The sequence below is a fragment of the Mesorhizobium sp. LHD-90 genome, assembly GCF_030929505.1.
In the GTDB taxonomy this organism is placed as follows: domain Bacteria; phylum Pseudomonadota; class Alphaproteobacteria; order Rhizobiales; family Rhizobiaceae; genus Kumtagia.
This window is the reverse complement of the sequence record NZ_JAVFVV010000039.1, coordinates 1-22,207: the sequence shown is the minus strand read 5'-3', so window position 1 is coordinate 22,207 and position 22,207 is coordinate 1. Positions and strand designations below refer to the sequence as shown.

Annotated in this window: 21 protein-coding genes and 4 pseudogenes; 10 read left to right on the top strand and 15 right to left on the bottom strand. The window is 60.5% G+C overall.

Features of this window, described 5'->3' with window-relative positions:
- The 5 genes and pseudogenes from RB623_RS29465 to RB623_RS29445 all read right to left on the bottom strand — a co-directional run.
- Nucleotides 1-101, bottom strand: a pseudogene (locus RB623_RS29465) (IS6 family transposase); the annotation flags it as partial.
- Nucleotides 102-146: 45 nt separating this feature from the next.
- Nucleotides 147-446: a hypothetical protein gene (locus tag RB623_RS29460; RefSeq protein ID WP_308060756.1), complete on the bottom strand. Its 300-nt coding sequence runs from the start codon at nt 444-446 to the stop codon at nt 147-149.
- A pseudogene (locus RB623_RS29455) lies at nt 446-2,087 on the bottom strand (IS66 family transposase). Before RB623_RS29455 ends, RB623_RS29460 begins: the two are co-directional and overlap by 1 nt.
- Nucleotides 2,088-2,146: 59 nt before the next feature.
- Nucleotides 2,147-2,497: an IS66 family insertion sequence element accessory protein TnpB gene (gene tnpB, locus RB623_RS29450; RefSeq protein WP_308060755.1), complete on the bottom strand. Its 351-nt coding sequence runs from the start codon at nt 2,495-2,497 to the stop codon at nt 2,147-2,149.
- Nucleotides 2,494-2,733: a hypothetical protein gene (locus RB623_RS29445; protein WP_308060754.1), complete on the bottom strand. Its 240-nt coding sequence runs from the start codon at nt 2,731-2,733 to the stop codon at nt 2,494-2,496. Before RB623_RS29445 ends, tnpB begins: the two co-directional genes overlap by 4 nt.
- A gap of 2 nt (nt 2,734-2,735) precedes the next feature.
- Here RB623_RS29445 and RB623_RS29440 point away from each other — a divergent pair, with 2 nt between their 5' ends.
- Nucleotides 2,736-2,879 (top strand): hypothetical protein, encoded by a 144-nt coding sequence (locus RB623_RS29440; RefSeq protein WP_308060753.1) that lies wholly within the window; start codon nt 2,736-2,738, stop codon nt 2,877-2,879.
- A gap of 424 nt (nt 2,880-3,303) precedes the next feature.
- Here RB623_RS29440 and uxuA read toward each other — a convergent pair whose 3' ends face one another.
- From uxuA to RB623_RS29410, 6 genes are all read right to left on the bottom strand, one after another.
- Nucleotides 3,304-4,533: a mannonate dehydratase gene (gene uxuA, locus RB623_RS29435; protein ID WP_308060751.1), complete on the bottom strand. Its 1,230-nt coding sequence runs from the start codon at nt 4,531-4,533 to the stop codon at nt 3,304-3,306.
- A gap of 55 nt (nt 4,534-4,588) precedes the next feature.
- Nucleotides 4,589-5,578, bottom strand: a complete 990-nt coding sequence (locus RB623_RS29430) for an aldo/keto reductase (protein ID WP_308060749.1) — start codon at nt 5,576-5,578, stop codon at nt 4,589-4,591.
- Between the two features lie 53 nt (nt 5,579-5,631).
- The gene (locus RB623_RS29425; RefSeq protein WP_308060748.1) at nt 5,632-7,389 is read right to left on the bottom strand and encodes a GMC family oxidoreductase N-terminal domain-containing protein; all 1,758 of its coding nucleotides are present in this window, start codon (nt 7,387-7,389) and stop codon (nt 5,632-5,634) included.
- Between the two features lie 62 nt (nt 7,390-7,451).
- Nucleotides 7,452-8,285, bottom strand: coding sequence for a carbohydrate ABC transporter permease (locus RB623_RS29420; protein ID WP_308060746.1), 834 nt, complete (start codon nt 8,283-8,285; stop codon nt 7,452-7,454).
- Nucleotides 8,282-9,103 carry a sugar ABC transporter permease gene (locus RB623_RS29415; protein ID WP_308060744.1) on the bottom strand — a complete coding sequence of 274 codons (822 nt, stop codon included), beginning with the start codon at nt 9,101-9,103 and terminating at the stop codon, nt 8,282-8,284. The genes RB623_RS29420 and RB623_RS29415 overlap by 4 nt, the downstream gene beginning before the upstream one ends.
- Before the next feature lie 110 nt (nt 9,104-9,213).
- Nucleotides 9,214-10,563, bottom strand: a complete 1,350-nt coding sequence (locus RB623_RS29410) for an extracellular solute-binding protein (RefSeq protein WP_308060743.1) — start codon at nt 10,561-10,563, stop codon at nt 9,214-9,216.
- A 108-nt stretch (nt 10,564-10,671) separates the two neighbouring features.
- Between RB623_RS29410 and RB623_RS29405 the strand changes: the two genes are divergently transcribed.
- From RB623_RS29405 to RB623_RS29390, 4 genes are all read left to right on the top strand, one after another.
- Nucleotides 10,672-11,454, top strand: coding sequence for an IclR family transcriptional regulator (locus RB623_RS29405; protein ID WP_308060742.1), 783 nt, complete (start codon nt 10,672-10,674; stop codon nt 11,452-11,454).
- A 32-nt stretch (nt 11,455-11,486) separates the two neighbouring features.
- Complete coding sequence (locus tag RB623_RS29400; RefSeq protein WP_308060740.1) at nt 11,487-12,413, top strand: dihydrodipicolinate synthase family protein; 927 nt, start codon at nt 11,487-11,489, stop codon at nt 12,411-12,413.
- A 61-nt stretch (nt 12,414-12,474) separates the two neighbouring features.
- On the top strand, nt 12,475-13,365 hold the full coding sequence (locus RB623_RS29395) for a sugar phosphate isomerase/epimerase family protein (RefSeq protein WP_308060739.1): 891 nt from the start codon (nt 12,475-12,477) through the stop codon (nt 13,363-13,365).
- Between the two features lie 39 nt (nt 13,366-13,404).
- Nucleotides 13,405-14,496: a sn-glycerol-3-phosphate ABC transporter ATP-binding protein UgpC gene (locus RB623_RS29390; protein ID WP_308060737.1), complete on the top strand. Its 1,092-nt coding sequence runs from the start codon at nt 13,405-13,407 to the stop codon at nt 14,494-14,496.
- 31 nt (nt 14,497-14,527) lie between these two features.
- Here RB623_RS29390 and RB623_RS29385 read toward each other — a convergent pair whose 3' ends face one another.
- A complete protein-coding gene (locus tag RB623_RS29385; RefSeq protein WP_308060735.1) occupies nt 14,528-15,220 on the bottom strand; it encodes a GntR family transcriptional regulator in 693 nt (230 codons plus the stop codon).
- A 625-nt stretch (nt 15,221-15,845) separates the two neighbouring features.
- On the opposite strand from RB623_RS29385, the gene RB623_RS29380 reads away from it, so the two are divergent.
- Both RB623_RS29380 and RB623_RS29375 read left to right on the top strand, forming a co-directional pair.
- Nucleotides 15,846-16,271: a hypothetical protein gene (locus RB623_RS29380; protein WP_308060734.1), complete on the top strand. Its 426-nt coding sequence runs from the start codon at nt 15,846-15,848 to the stop codon at nt 16,269-16,271.
- A gap of 101 nt (nt 16,272-16,372) precedes the next feature.
- A complete protein-coding gene (locus tag RB623_RS29375) occupies nt 16,373-17,221 on the top strand; it encodes a phytanoyl-CoA dioxygenase family protein (RefSeq protein ID WP_308060733.1) in 849 nt (282 codons plus the stop codon).
- Nucleotides 17,222-17,908: 687 nt separating this feature from the next.
- Here RB623_RS29375 and RB623_RS29370 read toward each other — a convergent pair.
- A complete protein-coding gene (locus tag RB623_RS29370; protein WP_308060732.1) occupies nt 17,909-18,646 on the bottom strand; it encodes an SMC-Scp complex subunit ScpB in 738 nt (245 codons plus the stop codon).
- Between the two features lie 154 nt (nt 18,647-18,800).
- Here RB623_RS29370 and RB623_RS29360 point away from each other — a divergent pair.
- Nucleotides 18,801-18,941 (top strand): annotated as a pseudogene (locus RB623_RS29360) (IS481 family transposase); the annotation flags it as partial.
- Nucleotides 18,942-18,965: 24 nt separating this feature from the next.
- Here RB623_RS29360 and RB623_RS29355 read toward each other — a convergent pair.
- Entirely contained in the window at nt 18,966-20,357 is a 1,392-nt protein-coding gene (locus RB623_RS29355; RefSeq protein ID WP_308060730.1) for an ISKra4 family transposase, read from the bottom strand.
- A 50-nt stretch (nt 20,358-20,407) separates the two neighbouring features.
- Nucleotides 20,408-21,004, bottom strand: a complete 597-nt coding sequence (locus RB623_RS29350) for a plasmid pRiA4b ORF-3 family protein (RefSeq protein ID WP_308060728.1) — start codon at nt 21,002-21,004, stop codon at nt 20,408-20,410.
- 51 nt (nt 21,005-21,055) lie between these two features.
- Here RB623_RS29350 and RB623_RS29345 point away from each other — a divergent pair.
- Nucleotides 21,056-21,649: pseudogene (locus RB623_RS29345) on the top strand (TniB family NTP-binding protein); the annotation flags it as partial.
- Nucleotides 21,646-22,143, top strand: coding sequence for a TniQ family protein (locus RB623_RS29340; RefSeq protein WP_308060726.1), 498 nt, complete (start codon nt 21,646-21,648; stop codon nt 22,141-22,143). The pseudogene RB623_RS29345 and the gene RB623_RS29340, both read left to right, overlap by 4 nt.
- The last annotated feature ends 64 nt before the right edge of the window (nt 22,144-22,207 follow it).

Sequence of the window (22,207 nt, the reverse complement as noted above, 5' to 3'; positions counted from 1 at the left end):
TGGCGCAGGCTCAACGGGAACCGGTAGTAGAGCCAGACCGCGCGGGCAATGATCTCGGTTGGAAAGCGGTGGTTTTTGTAACGGGCGACAGCGTCAGACATGCCGGGGCCATTACCTCCGTATCCATCCGGGCAAGGCCGTAGGGACTATGATTTCGGCTCGTCTGCCATGATGCGCGCGATCGGTTGAGGATCGCATTGGGAATCCAGGAGGAATTTTCGAACACCGCCCTCCCAGGATCGCACGTCTGCGAGGAACTCTTGCAGGCTCTCGATGCCCCGGTCCGTGAAGGTCGAGATGCCCTCTTCGGTTCCGTCGTGGACATGGATCATCTCGCTGTCATCGATGTTGTCGGAATTGCTGGCGATCTCCCGAAGCAGTTCGAGATTCTCGCCGATCAACGTGGCGACGTATTCGATCGTGTAGACATGCGTCGGGTGCGCCATCAGGCCGCTACCTGCCGGGCGTTGTCGGCGCGTGACCAGTTCCACGGGAGCAGTTCCGGCAATCGGGACACAGATATGTTCGGCATGCGGGCGAGCACATCCGCCAGCCAGGCCTGCGGATCAATATCGTTCATCTTTGCCGTGACGATCAGGGAATACATGAAAGCGGCGCGCTCGCCTCCGCGCTGGGAACCGGCGAATAACCACGCCCGGCGCCCCAGGGCGATACCGCGCAGGGCGCGTTCGGCGGCATTGTTCGAAAGACAAAGCCTGCCGTCATCGAGGAACCGGGTAAAGGCCTCCCAGCGTCCCTCCTTCTCGAACATGTAGTTGATCGCCTTGACGACAGGATTGTGCCTGGACATTTGCGAGCGCTGAGCTGTGAGCCAGTCGTGCAATTCCTCGACGAGCGGGCGGGCATGCTGCTGTCGGGCAGCAAGCCGCTCCTCGGCAGGCATACAGTTTATGCCACGTTCGATATCGAACGGGCATCGATACGAGCCACGGCCTCAAGCGCGACAGGCGAGATCTCGTGAGCGGGTTTGCCCTTGCGCACGTTGCCGGCGATGTCGGCCAGTTCGAAGAACTTGCGCCTCGCATGGCTCCAGCAGAGCGCGCTGAGCACCGGCGCGGGGTCGCGACCAGCGCGATAGAGATCGTTGTAGCCGCCAAGCCGTAGGCGTCGGCTTGCAGCGTGCCGCTCCACCCGGCGAGATGCCGGTTGGGGTGGGTCATCTCGCGATCGGCAGAGAAATGGAAGAGTGCCGCGGGAGGCGCGCCGCCCGCGAAAGGACGATCGTCGCGGACATACCTCCAGAGCCTGGCCTGCCTCGTTGCGCCCTTGGCCAGAAGCGGCACGGTCGTGTCATCCCCATGTAGTCGCTCTGCGGCAAGAACATGGGTGCGGATCAAATCATGGACCGGCTGCAGGGCGGTGGCGCAAGCCCCGACCTGATCGGCCAGCGTGGAAAGGCTGAGATCGACGCCCTCCCTGGCATAACGCTCGGCCTGACGGTTCAGAGGTTGATGCTGGCCGAACTTCTCGAAGAGGATCGTGGCCAGCAGGTTCGGCCCCGCCCATCCGCGCGGCGTGGCATGAAAGGGCGCCGGTGGTTGCGAGATCTTCTCGCAATCCCGACAGGTGAACTTCTCGCGCACCGTCTGGATCACCTTCCATTGGCGCGGGATCACTTCCAGCGTCTCGGTGATGTCTTCGCCCATCTTCACGATCCGGAGCGAACCGCAACAGGTGCAGGTCGACGGAGCCTCGATGACCAGCCGCTCGCGTGGCAAGTGTTCTGGAAACGGTTTGCGCGCCGGACGACGGCGTTCGAAGGCGGAAACATTCGTGATCTTCGTCGCGGCGCGTTCCGCCGCGATCTCGTCCTCGGTGGCGTCGGCCTCGAGTTCTTCGAGTTCCAGTTCCATCTGATCGATCAGTCGGGCGCGGCGTTCCGAACTCTGGCCGTATTGTTCCCGCCGCATTTTGGCGATCTCGAGCTTGAGGTGCCGGATCATCGCCTCGGAAGTGGTAACGACGGCGCGCACCTGCGCGAGATCGGCCTCGGCCGAGGCGGCGCGCGCTTCCGATGCGGCAAGCGCGGTACGCAATCTGGCTATCTCCGAAGCAGCCTCATCCATGGCGGGAAGCTACCATGCCACATGCAAAAAGCCCAACAAAAACAGAGGAATATAGGCGATCAGCCTGCCTTCGAGGGCCGCTGTGTCCAGCGCGGATTGCGCCAGTCGATTCCTTCCAGAAGATAGCCGAGCTGCGCCGACGATACCGGCACGGCGGAACCACTCTGGCTGATAGGCCAGATGAACTTTCCCGCCTCCAGGCGCTTCATATAAAGCGACATGCCGACCCCGTCATGCCACAGGACCTTGATCAGATCGCCCTTGCGGCCTCGAAAGCAGAACACCTCGCCGCCATGAGGATCGCGCCCGAGCCCTTCCTGCACCTTCAGCGCCAGGCGGTTCATGCCGCAGCGCATATCCGTCACGCCGCCCGCGATCCAGACCTTCACCCCGGCCGGAAACGCGATCATGACGCATCCAGAACTGGCAACAGACGGGCGAGAATATCGGGATCCAGCGCCGTCGGGATCGTCAGGCGACGGCCGTTCACCAGATCGATCGTGATCTGGACATCGCCGCCAGACACAGGCTTTGCCGTCACATCACCAGGCGAGGCTTCCGGCGGGGAGAGCGGCAGTGGAACAAAAGCTTGTCGTGAGGGGCTGCCCAGAAGCCCGGTGCGGTACTCCCGACGCCAGCGGGTCAACAATGACCGTGATAGTCCGTAGCGCCGCGCTGTCGCAGAACCTGGCGAAAACCCCGCAGGCTTTCCTCTACGATCCGGATCTTCTCTTCATCCCTCCAATCCCGCCGCCGGCCAAGGTCGTCGGCAGGCAGAACCTCAATGGGTGAAATGACTGTAGCGCATGACATAAGGCATGGGCTTAAGGCCGATCAGCAAATCAGGCCAGACGGCCTTCGGCGAAGGGATACTTACCTCCAATCCGTTAACCCAAAACAACGTGACAGCACCCGAAGATGCCCTACTCGCCAACCCACATCTTCAACTCCCGCTCAACATCAAAGGGGCGAGGCATGAGTTCGCAGGTACACTCTCACGCATGCGTCCTGCGGGGGCCTGCGCGTGAGATGGCTCACTTCATCGTGCGCCCAGCCAAACCAGGGCCATTGCGGCGAGTGGTGCGTCTTTCTCTATCGTCACCGTTTTATCTGTGACTTCCGCTGAAGTGATCTATCGACAGATACGCCTAAACATAGATTGGATTCGACTCCGCTTCATTGTGCTCTCCCCACCTCAGAGGCGAACTCTATGCTATCATATTCTTTCGACATTGCTCACCCCTTCCTTAGGGTGCTCAAGCGCTTTCATAATCCCTCGCAGCTCCGCCAGGCCCTTTAGCCGGCCAATTGTGGGATAGCCCGGCTGCGTCCTTCGCCCATGATCGTCGAGGATGTCCTGACCGTGATCAGGCCGAAACGGAATTGAGGTATCCTCGCGTCCCGCCGCGCGGCGGCGGACCTCCTCTCGAACGACAGCCGCGATCAAAGCGACCATGTCGGTTTCACCTGCGAGGTGCTCGTCTTCATGAAAGCTGCCGATGACGGCGGAACTTTCGCGACGAACATTTCGAAGATGCAGGAAGTGTACGCGGTGGCCGAGACGGTTCATCATGCCGGGCAGGTCGTTGTCGGGTCTTGCCCCCAGAGAGCCGGAACACAAAGTGATGCCGTTCGCGGGAATATCCACCGCCTGCATAACGGCCTCGTAGTCGGCCTCCGTCGACACGATCCTCGGTAATCCGAGAAGAGGAAAAGGCGGATCGTCCGGATGACAGCAGAGCCGCATTCCCAGTGTCTGCGCGAGTGGAGAAACCTCTTCGAGGAAGTCGATCAGGTTTCGGCGCAAACTCTCGGCGGAAATCCCATCATATTCCGCTAGATGCGCACGAACATCGTCAAGGCTCAACGTCGCCGCTCCTCCGGGCAAGCCGCTGATGATGTTTCTCATAAGTCCGACTTTTCGATCATCGGCCATGATCGACGCGCGGCGGGCGGCCGCATCCACCACCGCCTCCGAGAAATCGGCTGCCGCATTCGGGCGGCCAAGGATGTGGATGTCAAAAATCGCGAAGTCCATGATGTCGAAGCGCATACAGGTCGCACCGGTAGGCACTCGGTAGCGGAGGTCGGTGCGCGTCCAGTCAAGAACCGGCATGAAATTGTAGCAGATGACGCGAATCCCAGCGTCGTGCAGGTTACGCATCGAGGCTTTCCAGGCTTCGATGTGGGACCGCCACGCGCCCTTCTGCTTCTTCACGTGCTCCGACACCGGCAGACTCTCGACCACCTCCCATTTCAGCGTTGACGCGGAGCCGTCACTCATCGTTGCGATCTCGCGCTGGCGACGATCGATCTCCGATGGCGTCCAGACTTCGCCAGGCTGAACATGATGGAGCGCCGACACTACACCCTCCACGCCAGCCTGCCGCATGTCGTCAACGGAGCAGAGATCCTTCGGTCCGAACCAGCGCCACGTCTGCCTCACGCAATATGCTCCCTGGCTGAATTGATCTGCAGTGTTGCTGACGACGATCGAGCGATCAAAGGCCTGTCATCCGCAGCGCCACTTCGGGCAATCGATCGCCTTTGGCGGTGAGACCCAACAGACCGGAATCGATCTCGCGAAGATCCTCGGCGGTTAGGTCCAGGTCGGCCGCGCCAAGGTTTTCCTCGAGGCGATGCTGCTTCGTGGTGCCCGGTATCGGAACTATCCAGGGCCGCTGAGCAAGGATCCAGGCGATCGCCACCTGCGCCGGTGTCGCCTGCTTTCTCGCCGCTATCTGACGGATCAGATCGACGAATATCATGTTCGCTCGCCTCGCCTCCGGCGACAGCCGGGGGATGCTGTTGCGAAAGTCCGTCGGGTCGAAAGCCGTTGTCTCATCCATCTTGCCGGTCAGGAAGCCCGCGCCCAGAGGGCTGAAAGGAACGAGGCCTATCCCCAGTTCCTGGAGGGCGGGAAATAACTCTGCCTCCGGCTCGCGCCAGAACAGCGAATACTCGCTTTGCACGGCAGCGACCGGATGCACCGTGTGTGCACGACGGATCGTCTGCACGCCTGGCTCCGACAAGCCAAAGTGCTTTACCTTGCCTTCAGCAACCAATTCCCCCACGGTGCCCGCAACCTCTTCGATGGCAACGTCCGGATCGACCCGATGCTGGTAGAAGAGGTCGATCCGATCCGTCCTGAGCCGCTTCAGCGCGGCATCCGCCACGGCCTTAACATGTTCCGGCCGGCTGTTGGTGCCGCCGCGCCTTGCACCGGTCTCCAGATCGATGTCGAAACCGAACTTCGTGGCAAGCACGACGGTATCGCGCACAGGCGCCAAGGCCTCCCCGAGCAGGGCCTCGTTCGTGAACGGCCCGTAGGACTCAGCTGTGTCGAACATAGTGACCCCAAGGTCGTGCGCCGAACGAAGCAGCCGGATCATGTCCTGCTTGTCGGCCGGCGGCCCGTAGCGGTCGCTCATGCTCATGCAGCCAAGGCCGATGGCCGAAACCTCCAATGCGCCCAGCTTTCGCGTCTTCATCCTGTCATTTCCCTGTTCTTCATGGCTCGCGGACGCTCCGCATGAACTGACGGCTAGTCGCCTTCGAGGATTGAGTCCGAAATCTTCTCCGCCGCCATCATCGCCGGAAAGAAAGTGTTGGCGCAGGGAATGACCGGGAAGATCGACGTGTCGCAGATCCGCAGGCCCGAAACGCCCTTTACACGTCCCGCCGGATCGACCACGGACATGGGGTCGTCCGGACGACCCATGCGGCAAGACGAGGAGGCATGCCAGAGACCGATCGTTCCTTCACGGACGAAGGTGTCCATCTTCTCCTCGTCCTCAAGGATATCCTTCATGGAGTAACGGTCCCAAACGAACCGGCGGATCATGAGATCGTGCAGCATTCTCGGGCCGTCGAGCAGCTTGGCGGCGAAATCGGTGAAGAGCTTGTTCGGCAGATTGACCGCACCGAACTGCTGGACCCGCTCTCCCCAAATGGCCGGGAATGCATCCTGGCTCACATCCTGCATGACAGGATCCTCGTGAACACGAGCCATGAGGCGCATCGCTTCAACCAACCGATCGAAGTCCCTCACGTCGGAGAGAAGATTGAACTCGACGATGGGCTGGTCGCGCCAATCCGATGACCGGAGCCGAACCTGTCCGTTCTCGGAATAGGTCTTGTTGGCCCATATCACCATCGATCCGAACTGCCTGCCGACGGCGTGCCAGAAGGACTTGGTGTTCGCCACGACGAACATGTCGCCCTGCTGCGCGCCTTCGATGCTTGAGGTGAAGCGCAAACCGAGCAGGTGGTGACGCCGCGTGAAGTAGTTCATGCGCGCGAATGGCTTCACGAATGCAGAGATCGCCACGGCGGGATGATCCATCAAGCCGACACCCACGCCGGGAAGATGGTGCCGCACCTCGATGCCCAGGTCCTTGAGCTGTCCGGCAGGCCCGATGCCTGCCCGAAGCAGGTGTGTCGGCGAATGGATTGCCCCCGAGCTGACCACGACCTCGTTGGCGTGGAACGTCACTTCCTGGCCATCACGCAACGCTTTCACGCCGATGCACTTCTTGCCGTCGAACAACAGTTCGGTCACCTGGGTGAACGGAGAAATCCGTAGGTTCGGCCGCATGCGCGTGGTCGGATCCAGATAGCCCATCGGGGCCGAAACCCGTGTCTCGTAGATGTTGGCGATCGGGAGCGGGAAATAGCCGTCCTCGAACACGCCATTCTGGTCTTGCAGGTATTTGTAGCCCATAGAGCCAAACACCTTGCCGATGGCCTTGGCATGTTCGCTCCACAGATCCGGAAAAATCCGGGTGATCGGGATGCGCCCTTCCTTTCCGTGAAGCGGGCCGTCGAAATCGATGTCGCGTTCAAGGCGCTTGAAATACGGGAGGACGTTCTCCCAATTCCATCCGGTGGCGCCGCGCGCTTCCCATTCGTCATAGTCGGCCGGAGCGCCACGATTGGCCATCTGCCCGTTGATCGAGGACCCACCACCCATCACCCGTGCCTGCAGATAGGGTCGCGCGGGAGCCCGGCCCTCCTCTGGCTGGTTGTGCGAAATCGCGCGCGTATGAACCTTGAGTCCGGGCCATGTGTATTTCGGGTTCATGTAGGCCCGGCCAGGATGACTATCTAGAATCTCCGAAGGCACCTTTCCGGGAGGTGTGTCCTGCCCGGCCTCGCAGACCAGCACACTGTTGGCGCTGCGCGCGGAAAGCCTGTTGGCAAGCACCGTGCCGGCGGTCCCGCCGCCGACGATGATGTAGTCGAACACGGTCGTGTCGCGCATCGGCGCGGCGCCTGTGAACGGTGCGGCGGCAATTGCCATGATCGATTACCTCACTGGGCGTCCATGCGCCTGCGCGCAACGCATCCGCACCGTTGCTGTCGCTAGCCCTTGACCGCGCCTTCCAGCACGCCCTTCAGGAAGTAGCGCTGCACGGATATGAAAAGGATCACCACCGGTACCGTCGCGATCGTGCCAAGGGCCATGATCTCGCCCCATCGCACATCGAATGCCGTGATGAATTCGGCGATACCGACTGTGATTGTCTTGTTGCGGCTGGATTCGGCGATCACGCTCGCGAACAGAAACTCGTTCCACGACAGAACGAATATGAATATCGCCGTGGAGAACACCCCCGGCAGGCAAACGGGCAGTACGACCGAGATCAGCGTCCGAAGGTAGGATGCGCCGTCGACCCATGCCGCCTCGTCCAGCTCTCGCGGAATGGCAAGCAGATAGGACCGCAGCATCCACACCGCGAACGGAAAGCTGACGACGATATGGGCGACTACGATGCCGACAAGCGTGTTGGTCAGCCCCAGCCCGGTCAGGATCAGGTAGACCGGCAGGAAAAGCAGGATCGCGGGAAACACGTAACTGGCCAGCGCGCCCACCAGGAAGAGCTGCTTGCCCGGAAACTCGAACCGAGTGGTGGCATAGGCGCTGAGGATGCCGATGATAACGCATGCGACCGTCGTCGCGAGGGCGATCACCAGGCTGTTCATAAAGAAGCGCGGCGCTTCCGACGCGCTCCAGACCGACCGGTACCAGTCAAGCGTGAACTCGCTGGGAAACAGGCGTGGCGGTGACGTGAACAGCTGTCCTGCCGCGGTGACAGAGGCTATCGCCATCCACGCCAGCGGAAAGGCGACGAAACCCACCAACAACAGCGCCGCACCGTAGTGCGCCACGACGTCAAACCGGGAACGGGATTTCACTGGGCCCTCCTGATCCGCGTCACGCCTGCATAGAGCATCCACGACAGCATCAGCGTTGCCGAAAGCGTTACAGCGATGGCCGCCGCATAGCCGAACCGGAAGAAGCCCATCGCCTCCTGATGCACCCAGATCGGCCAGTGTTCCGTTGCACCGCCCGGGCCTCCCTGGGTCATCAGCCAAATGAGATCGAAATACGTCACCGTCCAGAAGAGCCGCAGCATGATCAGGGTCACCGTCACCGCCATGAGGTTCGGCAAGGTGACGAAGCGCAGTTCTTGCCATCGGCTTGCGCCGTCGATCCTCGCGGCTTCATACTGTTCTTTGGGTATGCCCTGCATGGCCGCCCAATAGGCGATCATGACAAACGGGAAGCTACGCCAGACATTGGCGATGATGACCGAGACCATCGCCGATGTCGGGCTGGCCAGCGGCGACTGGTTGTGTCCGAGCAGACCCGACGCCTGCAACCCCTCGGACAGGATTCCGTAGGTGCCGTCCAGCATCCAGCGCGCGCAAAGCGCAACCGTTATCACCGGCACGACATACGGCATGAGCAAGATCGACCGAACAAGTCGCATGCCCGGCAGATCGCGATTGATCAGCAGCGCTGCCCAGAAGCCCAACACAAACTGACCGATCAGCGACCCGACCGACCAGACGAAGGTGTTGAACAGCACACGTGGAAATTTCGGGTCGTTGAAAACCGCGACATAATTGTTCAGGGCCGCATAGCGTTCGTTGCCCGAGAGGAGATCGATTTCGTACAGGCTCAGTCGCAGCGCCTCGAAGACGGGATACGCGATGAACAGGACAATCACCAGCACTCCCGGGAGCACCATCAGTGCCCCCGAAATCTGCTGTCTTCGCCTCAATGAGAGTCTGCCGAGCATACCTAACTGTGCTCCGGAGCCTGATTCTCGACCAGCACTTACTTCTGCTCGATCAGCTGACGGAACTGCTGATCGATCGCATCCACCGCCTCGGCTGCGGTCGAACGGCCCAGTGCCGCATTCTGAATGGCGTCACCGACGAAGCTGGTTGCCTCGATCTGGCCCGTCAGCGGATTCATCCCAGCCTCGCTGCCATAGCGGTACCAGTTGCCCATGACCTCGTTGAAGATGATCTCCAACTCGGGCCGGAACTTCTCGACAAACTCATTCGATGTGTAGACCGAATTGTCAAACGCGCTCTGCGTGGCAGGAATTGCGAAGATCGGACGCGAATTGGTGCGCTCGGCCAGCCGTTCCGGCGTGAACATGCACTCCAGAAGCGCCGCCGAGGCCGCTTCCTTCGCTTCATTGGTCTTGGTCATCAGATAATAGTAACCACCTGCCAAGGCGGCAGCCGGCTTTTGCCCAGCGTCCGGACCCGGGAACGGAAAGACACTGAAATTGTCGAGCATCTCAGGATTCTGTTCCTTGGCGATGAGGACCACGGCGCCCCATTCGTTGGTCATCGCGACCTGATCCTTGACGATCGCGGTGCGGAAGTCGTTGTACGACCATTCCACGCTGGCAGGGGGCGATGCGGCTTTGTAGAGCTCGATCATGAACTCCAGCGCCTCGATCGCCTTCTCGCGGTGCGCGGCAAAGGCGTATTCGCCCGTCTTGGGATCGAAGATCGTGCCGCCCGCCGAATAGAGGATCTGGAAATAGGTCTGCGCCGCCACCTGGACGCGCGCCATTGGCACGGCAAAACCATAACGGTCGATGTTGCCGTCTCCGTTGGTGTCCACATTCAACGCCTTGGCGGCGGTCAGAAGATCTGCCCATGACTTCGGCGGCTGGATCCCGGCGGCTGCGAACAGATCCTTGCGATACCAGACCTCCTGATGCAGCGCCCAGTCGGGGATCGCCCAGATCTGATTGTCTTTGCTGACCGCGTTCAGGTTGGATTGGCGGAAGTCGTCCTTGCCTAGCTTGTCGACTATGCCTGTGACCGGGTGCAGCGCGTCGCGGGCAGACAGGAATGCCACCACGCCTTCGGTCGTATTCATGACATCGGGCACGTCTCCCCTCTGAAGCGAGGTCAGCAGGCGCGAATACAGTGTGTCGAGCGTCACGGATTCGAATTCGACGGACACGCCAGGCATGTTCGCGATGCATTCGTTCACGTGCTTCTTGATCACGTCGGTTTGTGACGCCGTCGTCAGCTGCGACCACACTTTGAGCTCGACGTTCTGAGCGCTCGCGGCGCTCGGCAAAACGACAGCGCAACCCACGAGGAGCGCGCGCGCACGGCCTGCAGAGATTTTCAATCCTGCGGACACTGAAACCATCTTTTCCTCCCGTTAACGCCCGGCGATGCCTTGACACAAATATGGAAACACGCTCCACTATGGAAAGCAAGTACTAATTCTGGAAAAGTCGGCTGGGCGAGGATCGGGATGTCAGCGGGACTTGTAGGACGGGCACTGGGAGTCCTCGAGCACATGGCGGACGAGCGCGGCGGCGTTTCCCTGCAGGCGCTTGCGGATCGCCGACAAATGCCGGTTGCAAGCATGCACAGGCTCCTGGCCGAGCTTTCTCAGCTCGGTTACGTGAGACAGCTGCGCGACAATCAGAGATACGTACTGACGACCAAGCTGATCTCGCTTGGGTTCCAGTGCTTGTCCGCGAACGGCCTGGCCGACATGGTGCAGCCTGTCTTGGACAATCTGGCGCGTATTAGCCGGGAACTCGTAAGACTGGCGGTCGTCGATGACGAACGGCTGACATGGGTAGCGAAGGCCCAGGGTGCAGTCGCCGGGCTGCGCTACGATCCGGACATGGGTCGAGAAGCTAAACTGTTCTGCACGGCTTCGGGACAGGCCTGGCTGTCCTCCCTCCCCGACGCCGAAGCGCTTCGCATCGCGACCAAGCAAGGCTTCGGTAAGCCCGAGGACCACGGCACCCGCGCGCCCAAGGACACGACGGAACTTCTGAATTGCCTGCGCGAAACGCGGTCGAGGGGCTATGCGGTGGTGGTGGACAGCGCCGCCGTCGGCACGGCCGCGCTCGGAGCGGCCATCGTTCGCCCGACCGATCGGGTGGTTGTGGGCACGGTGAGCATTGCCGGGCCCAGCGCTCGCTTGGACAGCAGGCGCATGGCCGAAATCACGCCGGCACTTCTCCATGCGGCTGCCGAGCTGGCTCCCGCCGGCCAGTTCATCGAATTCTTCCAGCAATAATCCACGAATTCCTTCCGAAAGGCCTCGACACGATGACAATGCTCGCGCGCCCCTACTCAGGACTGATTGCAGCACCCCTGCTGCCTATGCTTCCCGACGCATCGATCGATTGGGACGGCCTGAGAAGCTACATGGCCTGGATCGGCCAGCAGCGACCATCGGCTGTCGCCATGAACATGGATGCGAGCGAAGTCGTGTCGCTTCGAATCGAGGAGCAGCTCGAAGTCATCCGGATCTGCAAGGAGGTTCTGGACGGTTCCTGCCCGCTGCTTTCTGGCGTTCTTGCCGGCTCGACCGAACTCGCCATCGAGCTCGGCCGTTCACTGAAGAAAGCCGGGGCGGAAGGACTTGTCGTCTTCCCCGCTTTTCCCACGTTTCTTGGAACGCCTCTCCCCATCGAGATGGTCACGCATTTCCATCGTAGCATCGCGTCGGGCGTCGAACTACCGATCGTCGCGTTTCAGTTTCCGCGCGGATGGGGTCCCGATTTCACCCCTGAACTCATGAAGGCGATGTGCGAGATTCCCGAGCTTTTCGCCATCAAGGAATCGTCGTTCGACGCACAGATGACCATCCAGGCGGTTGCTTCGGCAGGCGCCGTATCCAACCGACCTGCGATTCTGACAGGCAGCGACACCTTCATCTTTGAAGCTCTGATGATGGGTTGCGACGGCGCGCTGATCGGCTTCGCCGGGACCGCGACGCGCGAACTCGTCGAGATGCAGCAGGCGGTTGCCCGCGGCGACTACAATCACGGCAAGCAGATCTGGGACAGGCTGTCTCCAATTGCCCGATATTGTTGGCGTGCTCCCGTGCGCGATTTCCGTCCGCGAATGAAGGAGCTTCTGAAACTGCAGGGGCAATTCCAGCACGCCACGGTCAGGCTGCCGCAGCTGGGCGTCTCGGATCACGAACGGGCTGAGATCCGGCGCATCGCCTCGGAAGCGGGCCTTATATGAGCGTTCGATCGATCAAGGTCTGCATCCAACACTCGTCCGATCAGCCGCTGCCGAGAGTCCTATGAACATACTTCTTCACACGATGGCGACACCGGATCTCGATCCATCAGCCGCATTGGATCTGGCGCGCAAGCTCGACTTCGACGGCGTCGATCTCATTACACAACAAGGCTATCGATGCGCGCTCGATCCCGCTGCTTCGATCGACGACGCGAAGGCTCTGAGGCGCGCGTCGGACGAGAAGGGCGTGCCCATCAGGTCCCTGACGCCCTATTTGAAACATCTGAATGCGACGGATGGGCAACTTCGCCAGACGACCATCGACGCCTTCAAGAAGGCGATCGAGCATGCGACAGTCCTGGGAGCATCAAGCGTCCGCGTGCTGGCCGGCTCCGACGTTCCCGACAGCGAATGGAGCAGTTCGGTAGCAATTCTTGTTGACGCTCTCGGCAGCCTCGGAGACTTTGCAGCGTCGCATGGCACCTACCTGAACATCGAGAATCATGACGGGACGTTGGCCGACGATGCAAAGAGAACCGACGCTATCTGGCGCGCGATCAATCATGCGCATGTCGGGATTATTTACGATCCGGCCAACCTGATCCGCGACGGCAAGGAAGGGTTCCCCGAGAACCTTGAGATACAGGCGGGCGGAACACGGGTCGTCCATGTCAAAGACTACATCTTCGATGTCGGTTTCCCGAGCGGCCGCTGTGCCAGGGCGATTGGCGATGGTGTGATCCCTTGGAAGGCAATGCTGAGTGGGCTGGATGCGCTTGGCTTCTCGGGCGATCTATCGATCGAGTACGAGACCCGCTGGGTTCCCGAGCAGTTGCCGGAACCCAGCATCGGGCTGAAGCGCTCCATTGAGCATCTGAGGAGTCTGCTGGCGGCGCTGCCAGCTGCGGGAAAAAGTGCTGCGGCGTCACGCCAGGATAGTCGGCGATCGTGATCTCGAACGCGTCCAGAATCAATTGAAAGCGTAGGAACAATGTCGTCCGTAGCCATCAAAAACGTCGTGAAGTCCTACGGGGCGCTCCAGATCCTCAATGGGATCGACATCGAGATCGAGGACAATTCGTTCGTGGTTCTGCTCGGGCCATCGGGCTGCGGCAAGTCCACACTCCTGCGGATGATCGCGGGGCTCGAGGATCTAACGTCAGGCGACATAATGATCGGCGGAAAGACGGTGAACAACCTTCACCCGAAGGCCCGCGACATCGCTATGGTCTTCCAGAACTACGCGCTCTATCCGCATATGAACGTCTTCGACAATATGGGGTTCAGTCTGCGGTTGGCGGGCACGGACAAGGAGATCATCCGAAAGAAGGTGCACGAGGCGGCGCAGATCCTCGATCTCCACCAGTACCTGGACCGCTACCCGCGGCAGCTCTCTGGTGGCCAGCGGCAGCGCGTTGCGATGGGTCGTGCGATCGTCCGGGATCCGAAGGTATTCCTCTTCGATGAACCGCTCTCAAACCTGGACGCCAAGCTGCGCGTGCAGATGCGGACTGAGATCAAGTCCCTGCACCAGCGCCTGAATGCCACCTGCATTTACGTGACACACGACCAGATCGAGGCCATGACAATGGCGGACAAGATCGTCGTCATGCGAAGCGGCAACATCGAGCAGTTCGGATCGCCTCTCGACATCTTCGACAACCCGAACAACATCTTCGTCGCGGGCTTCATCGGCTCGCCGCCTATGAACCTCATCGAATGCAGCGTTGCGGCCGCGAACGGCTCGATCAGGCTGATCACCAAGGACGGGATCGAACTGCCCTGGAGGGGTGACGCCCATATCACGGACGGGCAACGTGTCGTCTACGGCGTTCGGCCGGGCAACCTGAAGCTCGTGGAGAGCGGTGGCATCGCGACAAGGATCGACGTGCAGGAACAGACCGGCTCCGAAACGCTGGTCTTCGGCCTGGCCGGCACCAGCAACATCTGCGCGACATTCTCGGAGCGGCACAATTTCCAGCGCGGACAGCAGATCCGGCTGGAACCGGAGCCGGTAAATGTCCACCTGTTCGACGGCGACTCCGGTGTTCGTATCGCGAAGTCGAGTTCGGCGGCGACATAACTTAAAGAGACAGCGACCGCATGCGCCCCGGCTAGTTCGACCGCTCGGTGAGCCGCGCGATCTTCGGTAGGGTGACCTCGGCCGCATCCTTGATCCGTTCCGCGCAGGCCAGAGACGCCGCCTCCGGGTCCCGGCGCTGGATGGCCGAAATGATCCGGTTCAGCAGATTGATGGACTTTGCGACTTCATCGTCCCGCTGAGATCGGACCATGGTCATGCGCAGGAATGCCAGCCGCGCCCGTAGCGTCTTGTACAAATTGGCGAACAGCCCATTCTTGCAGCCAGCGAACAGAATCTCGGAGAACCTTTCGGAGAAATCGAGCATCTCCTGCCGATTGCGGGCCCTCGCCGATTCGACGCACTTCTCCAGGACCGCCAAAATATCCCGATGTTCTTCTTCGCTGGCGCGTTGCACGAACAGGCGAGCGGCCATCGTTTCGATCGCCTCGCGCATTTCAAAGATGTCCCGAGCAGCCAACTCGTCGACCACGGCGACCACCGGACCGCGATTGACAAGAATTTCAACCAGGCCTTCGGTCTCCAGTTGTCGCAATGCCTCGCGCACGGAGGTCCGGCTCACGCCGGTCAACTCGCAAAGCTCGCGCTCCAGCAGCCTGTCCCCGGGTTTGAAATGATTGGCAAGGATCGCATTGCGCAGCGCGTCGACCGTTCGGGCGCGCACTGTTTCGTTTGCCCTTTCGACACGAAAATTCTTGGCGTCCACGATCCTGCTCTTCGGCAACGAATTCGACGGGTGTCTAACGAGATTCCCCGCCACCGGACATCACTTGTATCGCGGCGATCGACTTCGACGGGACGTGCGTCGCCCACCGAGACCGATAATCATCTGTCATATAGTATTATGACCAATTTGCAAGGGCGCCATCGGTGCTCTCCAGCCGCATGAATTCTTATCATAGCGCGGGCGGGGGCGGACAGCGTTTCCTTGTAAGCCATCCGGCATGAGGCTGGAGGTACGCTTGCAAAGCAACGTTCTCCTATCCCTGCACTTCCTTCCATTGTGCTTGCCTGTGGCAGCGGCATCCAGGGACAGCGGCCGTCAACAGCGTAGCCTGACCGGTGCCACGAGAACGAAGAACCCGCTTGCCATTATCATCATAATACCGTAATACTAGACTATGTAATCCACGCGCCGGGAGGGCGCGCGCAGAGCCGGAGGAGAAGGCGATCGTGTGCAAGGGCGATTTACAGCGTTGCGGGGCGTGCGCGCTCGGTCGCGAGCGCGTGGTTGCGGGCATCAGTGAATACGAAGCGCTGTGCGCATCGTTGATTGAGAGGGGCGACACGCTCCTGGCGAACGGCCAGCACATCTGCGCCCGAAAGCACTCGTGCGTGCGCTCGACGCTCTCGAACACCACTACGACCGTGCTTCGACTGACAACATGATCAACGTCGCGTCGAAACTTCACATCACCCTGTGCCGCCGGGTTTCGCGGAGCCTGCGAGAGCAGGGGCACCCGCGGATCGCCATACTCTACGACAGGAGAGCGTTTGACCGCGTGCTGACGACGGTTCGGTCGGGCGACTACATGGGGTGCGCGCGGACATCGCTTCTGGAACTGCTTGACGAAGCACTCGCTGGCTATGTCGCTACTCTGGAGACTGCTGGAACCGAGCGGGGCGAGATCGAAGACATCGTCGACGGCTCATACCAAGCCGCCATCCAGCTTTCATCGGCAACTGGAGATGGGTTGCCGATGAGTCGCGGACACCGTTTCGGCTCGCCGCAAATAGCCGAGGTCCATGCAGGTTGAGAAGCGACGATCAGGTCCGTCGCTTGGATTTCGTTTGCCTTCGGCGGGCTTTGAAATCGACGTCACACAAATTCTGAACTGCCAAAAGGAGGTAACGGAACATGGCAATCGCAGAAGCGCAAGTGAAGGGTGGACAGGCTCTTTTGTCGGAGGACGAGATCGCGTTCTACGAACGGGAGGGCTATCTCGTTCCCAAGTGGCGCTTTCCGCCAGAGGATGTCGCCAAAATGCAGCGGCTGGCCCGCAAGGCGGTGGCGGAAAACCCCGACAAGCTGAACCATCCGCTGGTGATGCTGCACGTGCCGGGCAACAAGGTGCAGCAGATTAACACGACGAAGGAGTGGCTCGACATCGCCGCGCATCCGCGGCTGCTCGACATCACCGAACAGCTGATCGGGCCGGATATCGTGCTTTGGGATTGCGGTCTGTTCTACAAGAAGCAAGGCGGCGGCCCGGCCACGCCTTGGCATCGCGACGGCACCTTCTGGCCGATCAAGCCGCTCGTCTCGATCAGTGTCTGGATCGCTGTCTTCGACAGCTTCATCGAAAATGCCTGCATGCGGATGATCCCGCGCTCGCATGCCGCCAAGCAGATCGGCAAGCACTCGAAGGATCACAAGGAGGACGTGATCTTCCAGCATCAGCTCGACGCCAACGAGTTCAATGAGGCCGACGCCGTCGATCTTGAGATGGAGGCCGGCGAGATGGTGTTCTTCGACGCCTTCACGATCCACGGCGCGACGCGGAACCTGAGCGACAAGGAGCGGGCGGGCTGCGCGATGCGGTTCATGCCGACGACCAGCCACTTCGACTTCGACGCGATGGACCCCGTTCACGCCAAGAACTCACCGGGCGCGGCTCATCACCTCCGGCCGCTTATGCTCGTCCGCGGCATCGATCGATGCGGCCTCAACGACTTTAAGCGCAACCACCCCACCGAAGCGGCATGAGACTTTGAACAATCCGCGTCAGAATTAACAGACACAACCCGGCCGATGGCAACACATCGCCACCGGCCGGAGTTTCGCCTACGCTACCGCCCATATTTCTTCTTGAAATCATTCGGCAGGATAGAAAAGCATGAAAGCGCTGCTCGTCAGAGTTTGGGTTTTCCTTTCTTCTCGATTAGTCAGATTTAGAAAAAGTCTTCGGACAGACCGAAGAAAGGCAACGGACTCTTCTCAAAGTATCCCTCAAGTTGCGAAGCGTTTGGTTTGGCGGATACCGGGCGCGTTTTAAGTCTCTTCGCCGGCAAGCAGCAACTCCACAGACAAATGCATTTATCGAATTGTTCAACAGCATCTTCCAAGGGCGGAGCGTTAGGCAGACGACCGATTGTTGGGCGTCGCCCCCGCGATCGCGTGCGCAGCAAAGATTCCCTCAATTGTCTCTATGCCGACAAAGCATGCACTTATTTCCTATCATTGAGAGGCTTTTGCGAACCTGACGAAGCGCTCGGCTACGATTGGGAACAAATCGCCCTGCCCTCCGAATTCCGACCGACGAGGCCGCCCAGGACAGCAAGAACGGATTGAGGAGTTGCCGCTTCGACAATGCGTCTGTGCGATCGCTATGCCTGGGACGAACTCGCCACCATTGCCTGGCTATCTCTGAATGCGCAACGCGCTAACGTTCACTCAAGAGAGCTGGTCCTCGATGACATCGGTCTCGTGCTCTTTCTCTCCGCCGGCCAAGCCGGTCGGAAAATCGCCGGCCAGCAGCTTTTCTTTCGACAGCAATCCGGCGTCTTCCAGCGCCTCGAAATCCGGCAGATCGCGCAGCGTATCTAGCCCGAACTCGAGCAGGAAGTCTTTCGTCGTCACATAGGTGTAGGGCGCGCCCGGCGTCGGACTGCGCGGCCCGGAGGCGATCAACTTTGCGCCGCGCAGATGACCGATTAGATCGCGCGAAACTTCCTTACCAAAAAACGACGATAACTCTCCACGCGTGATCGGCTGGAAATACGCGATACACATGAGCACCAGCACTTCGGACTGCTTCAGGTTGGCCTTCGTCTCACTGCTGCCGACCGCCGCCCGAATGGCATTGGCATAGGCGGGTTGGGTCAGGTGCTTCCAGCCCCCGGCGATAGCGACCAGATCATAGGGCCGGCCGCGCAGTTCTTCCCGAATGTTGTCGATCAGAAGATCTATGCTGCAGCTTTTGCCGACGATGCGAGCCAGCGTCTCGCGCCCGACAGGTTCATTCGCCGCAAAGATCGTCGCCTCGACGCGATGCATCCATTCGCGCCAGCGCGCCTCGGGCGGCAGATGATCCAGCTCCCGGTCAAACAGCTGGTCAACTGGTCGCCGTTCGCCTGATCGGCCTTCGCCTCCCTGCCCTTCCCTTCGCCGTTTAGTTGCGCCCTCCGCCATCGTCGTCACAGCCCGTATACGCGGAATGTTGGTCGGCCGGACAGCTCGCGGACGGCGCCGAGTTCAACTAGCTGTGGGCTTTCAGAAGGTTGTCCATTCGGACCTGACCGAGGAGACTGGAGTTACCACGCTTCAGATTCGCCGGAGGGTCCGAATGAACATTCATAAGAATGCCCGTCTCACGCCGCTGCGTCGAGAGGAGATGGCGCTTGCGGTGATAGAAGGTGACCTTTCCCAAGCCCAGGCAGCGTTGCAATTCGCGGTGACGGCGAAGATCGTGAGGCGTTGGGTGGAGGGAGCATGAAAAAGTTGGGGGCCATCAGGCGGCCAACTTGAGGGCATTTTCAGATTTCTGCCGCGCCTCGCGCCAACGCTTGAAATCGTTGTCCAGCGTGCCGTCGAGCACCCGGGTTCGCAGTTGCATGAGGAGATGGACGCCGCGTGGCGTCCACTGCATCTGCTGTTTCTTGGCGAAGCGCTTTGCGATCACCTGGTTGACCGTCGACTCGACGAAGGCGGTCGAAACCACCTCGCCATAGCGGTGCCGTTCGGCGTAATTCGGAATGAGCTCGGCGTTGTTGCTGATGTAGCGGCTAAACTCCTCGAGATACCGGCGCAGCTTGCGTACTTCCGGTGGTGGGTCGCGGATCAGATCGAAGCCGTCACCGAAATCCTCAATCAGCTCAAGCGCCCTTCCGACGTTGCCGTGCCACAGATAGCGCCTCACGCTTTCGAGCACCGCGACAGCCGCAGGCGCTGCGGCGCTGACCGGTGGTGGCAGGCCACGCGCCATCTGTTGGAGCACCGTGATGCGCATGGTGATGTGGAAATAGTCGAGAACATGCTCCGCATTGGGACGCATGTAATATTGGAGGTCGCGCAGATTGCAGGCGCCATCCGACATGAAGGTCACCTCCTGGTTCGTCGCGATGCCCTGATCGATGAGAAGCTCGTGAAGGCGGCGCTTCGGTTTTTCGTCATGCCCCGCCACAAAGCCAAATCGCCGTACCGGTCCTTCTTCGGGCACGGACTTGCCGACGATCACCTCGAAATTGGTCGGCCTGTCGGTCCAACTGGGCACGTAGCCGCCATCGATGCCGATCGTTACAGGCGGTCCTGGGATCGGCATCTTGTTCCATTCGGCCTGGCATCCGCTCGCGAACATGGCTTGCTCGGGGCCGAGCTCAGCTTCGAGGCGCTCGGCGACGCGCATCGCGTCGTTCCTGATAGTCGACGCGTTCACGGCCTCGTTGATCGGCAATACGTCCGCCAACAAAGCGGCAGTGACATCGTAGGCTGCAAGTGACGCCCAACGCGCCTCGAGCGCAAGCAGATCGGGAGTAACGCGTTCGGGCAACGCTGCCACGACAGGCGCGACAAAGCCGGGCATCGCTTGGCATCGGCAGCGTCGATATCGGGGACTTGGCAGAGCGAGCTTGCCGAAGCACGTGCGCACGGTGATTGTCCGGTTATCCTTCAGCCCGCGGGGTCTGCAGCAGTCTGGGCAAGGCCGCTGGCACCGGGAATGATCCATCACCTGAGCACCGGTGATCGCGGTCTGGAGCGCAGCAAGGGCCTTCTTCGCTTCTTCCAGCGTCAGACCGAGTTCATCGATCGACAGCCCACCGTCTGTTCGGTCGAAGCTGATAATCTCTTGCGTTTCGTCTGCTGCGTCGCCGCCGTCGATCACGAGTTGAATGGCAAACCGCATCCGTATCCCTCCTTATCTGCAGGAGAGGGAAGCATGTCGACCTGTTGCGGTCAGCCCCTGGTGAGCTCCGAAAATTCGAGCCTCAAAGCTGCATTCACCTCGCGCCGGCTGAAGCGCTCGGCTTCGAAGGTGCGCAGCGGATCATCGCCATCGGTATCTCCTTCATCCCCATGAAGCAGCCGATCGATGTCGCCGAAGCGGATCCGATCGACGAGCGCCATATAACCTGGTGGACCACCAATATCTTCAGGCGGACCGGCCAGCGCGCCGGCGATGCAGACCGGGTAGACCTTGCCGCCCTCTCGCTCGAGATTGGCCTCAACCCGGATCTCGTGTTCCCACAGATCGCCGAAATCGTACTCGTAGCGGATCCTCTGGCAAACGCGCAGTTGGAGATCGGCGAGCGTCACCTCGCGGCCAGCCGCGTCGCGGTGGCGCTCGCCAGTCCAAGTCGTACCATAGTGACGGCCGTGCAGCTTGAAAGCATGGAGATGGTAGTCCTCCCAGCCGAATGCGATCTGGATTGTTCGGTACAGCGCGTAGAGCGTCATTTCTTCCGGAACGAGCAGCCGGCGCCATATCATCGGCGAGATTCGTCGCAAGCTCACTTTGAGTTGGTACACTTCGGAATTTGCACCGTCGGACATCGCGGTCAGGCTAACTCAGAGCCGACGAGACCCCCAACTTTTTCATGCTCCCTCCTGGCCATGGAAATGACCAGCCGCCCAGGCGAGCGACGGTTCTACGCCGAACTGCTCACCCTTCTCGGCGCGCCGCAGCGGCCGCGCGCCGACATTGCCCAGATGGAGCAGGCCGCATTGCGGATCATGGAAGCGATCGGCGTGCAGGTGTTGGTGATCGACGAAGTGCACAACATCCTCGCCGGAACCTATCGCGAGCAGCGCATCGTCCTGAACTTGCGCTTCCTCAGCAATCGTCTGCAGATCTCGCTGGTATGCTTCGGGGTCAACGAGGCGCGGGAGGCCATCAGTGGCGACGTTCAGCTTGCGCGCCGGTTCGAGCAGTTCACCTTAAGCCGGTGGGCTGCAAACGAACAATTCGAAACCCTGGTAGCGTCGATCCTGCGCAACACGCCACTGCGTCGGTCTTCGGTGCTTACCCCAAAATCGCTGCGACGGATTCTGCAGATAACCGAGGGTATCACCGCCAGCATCTTCCACGTGATCAACAGCCTCGCCATCGAGGCCATAGTGAGCGGCCGCGAACACCTCACCGACGAAGCGGTCGAAAACTGGGAGCCGGAATTCGATGCCGAAGCGGCGTTCGCATGATGGAGAACACACGAGAACGGCAACTGCCGGTGCGGTTGCCACCCTATTTGGACGAACTCCTGTCATCCTGGATCGGCAGGCACGCCAGCTTCTATGCGGTTCCACCTCTGGTCATGCTGCGGCATTGCCTGCCGGAGGCCTCCTCATTGCGAGCAGCTGATCTTCATCTAAGCAGTGATCAGGAAATCCGCTTGGCCAACATGTTTGCCACGGATCCGGCCGTGGTGCATCGAATAACATTCGCAAATGTCGCGCAATCATTGCGTCGGCTCATCACCACGCGGCCCACGCATTACTGCACGAACTGCAGCCCTGCTGGTGCTGAACCAGCGCCAATCCTACGAAACCAGCTACTGGGGTGGCGTATAACCTGTCCTGCGTGTGGAAACCAACTCCGGGTTGCCGGTGAGCGCGAGTTCCCCTCCCCTTTCCAGCAATATGGGGTCGGAACAAGATCTGCTTTCCCAGACACGCTAAGCCCGAACGAAGCATGAACATCAGGCGGCGCGAAGGCGGCGCGCTGGCAGCCTGAGCGACCGGAAGCCTTCGGGCATTTGA

Excerpts from the sequence above, each read along its gene's own strand:
- RB623_RS29460 (WP_308060756.1), bottom strand. The coding sequence starts at position 446 with ATGGCGCACCCGACGCATGTCTACACGATCGAATACGTCGCCACGTTG.
- tnpB (WP_308060755.1), bottom strand. The coding sequence starts at position 2,497 with ATGATCGCGTTTCCGGCCGGGGTGAAGGTCTGGATCGCGGGCGGCGTG.
- RB623_RS29440 (WP_308060753.1), top strand. The coding sequence starts at position 2,736 with ATGACCGTGATAGTCCGTAGCGCCGCGCTGTCGCAGAACCTGGCGAAA.
- RB623_RS29430 (WP_308060749.1), bottom strand. The coding sequence starts at position 5,578 with ATGAAGACGCGAAAGCTGGGCGCATTGGAGGTTTCGGCCATCGGCCTT.
- RB623_RS29425 (WP_308060748.1), bottom strand. The coding sequence starts at position 7,389 with ATGGCAATTGCCGCCGCACCGTTCACAGGCGCCGCGCCGATGCGCGAC.
- RB623_RS29410 (WP_308060743.1), bottom strand. The coding sequence starts at position 10,563 with ATGGTTTCAGTGTCCGCAGGATTGAAAATCTCTGCAGGCCGTGCGCGC.
- RB623_RS29405 (WP_308060742.1), top strand. The coding sequence starts at position 10,672 with ATGTCAGCGGGACTTGTAGGACGGGCACTGGGAGTCCTCGAGCACATG.
- RB623_RS29400 (WP_308060740.1), top strand. The coding sequence starts at position 11,487 with ATGACAATGCTCGCGCGCCCCTACTCAGGACTGATTGCAGCACCCCTG.
- RB623_RS29395 (WP_308060739.1), top strand. The coding sequence starts at position 12,475 with ATGAACATACTTCTTCACACGATGGCGACACCGGATCTCGATCCATCA.
- RB623_RS29390 (WP_308060737.1), top strand. The coding sequence starts at position 13,405 with ATGTCGTCCGTAGCCATCAAAAACGTCGTGAAGTCCTACGGGGCGCTC.
- RB623_RS29375 (WP_308060733.1), top strand. The coding sequence starts at position 16,373 with ATGGCAATCGCAGAAGCGCAAGTGAAGGGTGGACAGGCTCTTTTGTCG.
- RB623_RS29370 (WP_308060732.1), bottom strand. The coding sequence starts at position 18,646 with ATGGCGGAGGGCGCAACTAAACGGCGAAGGGAAGGGCAGGGAGGCGAA.
- RB623_RS29355 (WP_308060730.1), bottom strand. The coding sequence starts at position 20,357 with ATGCGGTTTGCCATTCAACTCGTGATCGACGGCGGCGACGCAGCAGAC.
- RB623_RS29350 (WP_308060728.1), bottom strand. The coding sequence starts at position 21,004 with ATGTCCGACGGTGCAAATTCCGAAGTGTACCAACTCAAAGTGAGCTTG.
- RB623_RS29340 (WP_308060726.1), top strand. The coding sequence starts at position 21,646 with ATGATGGAGAACACACGAGAACGGCAACTGCCGGTGCGGTTGCCACCC.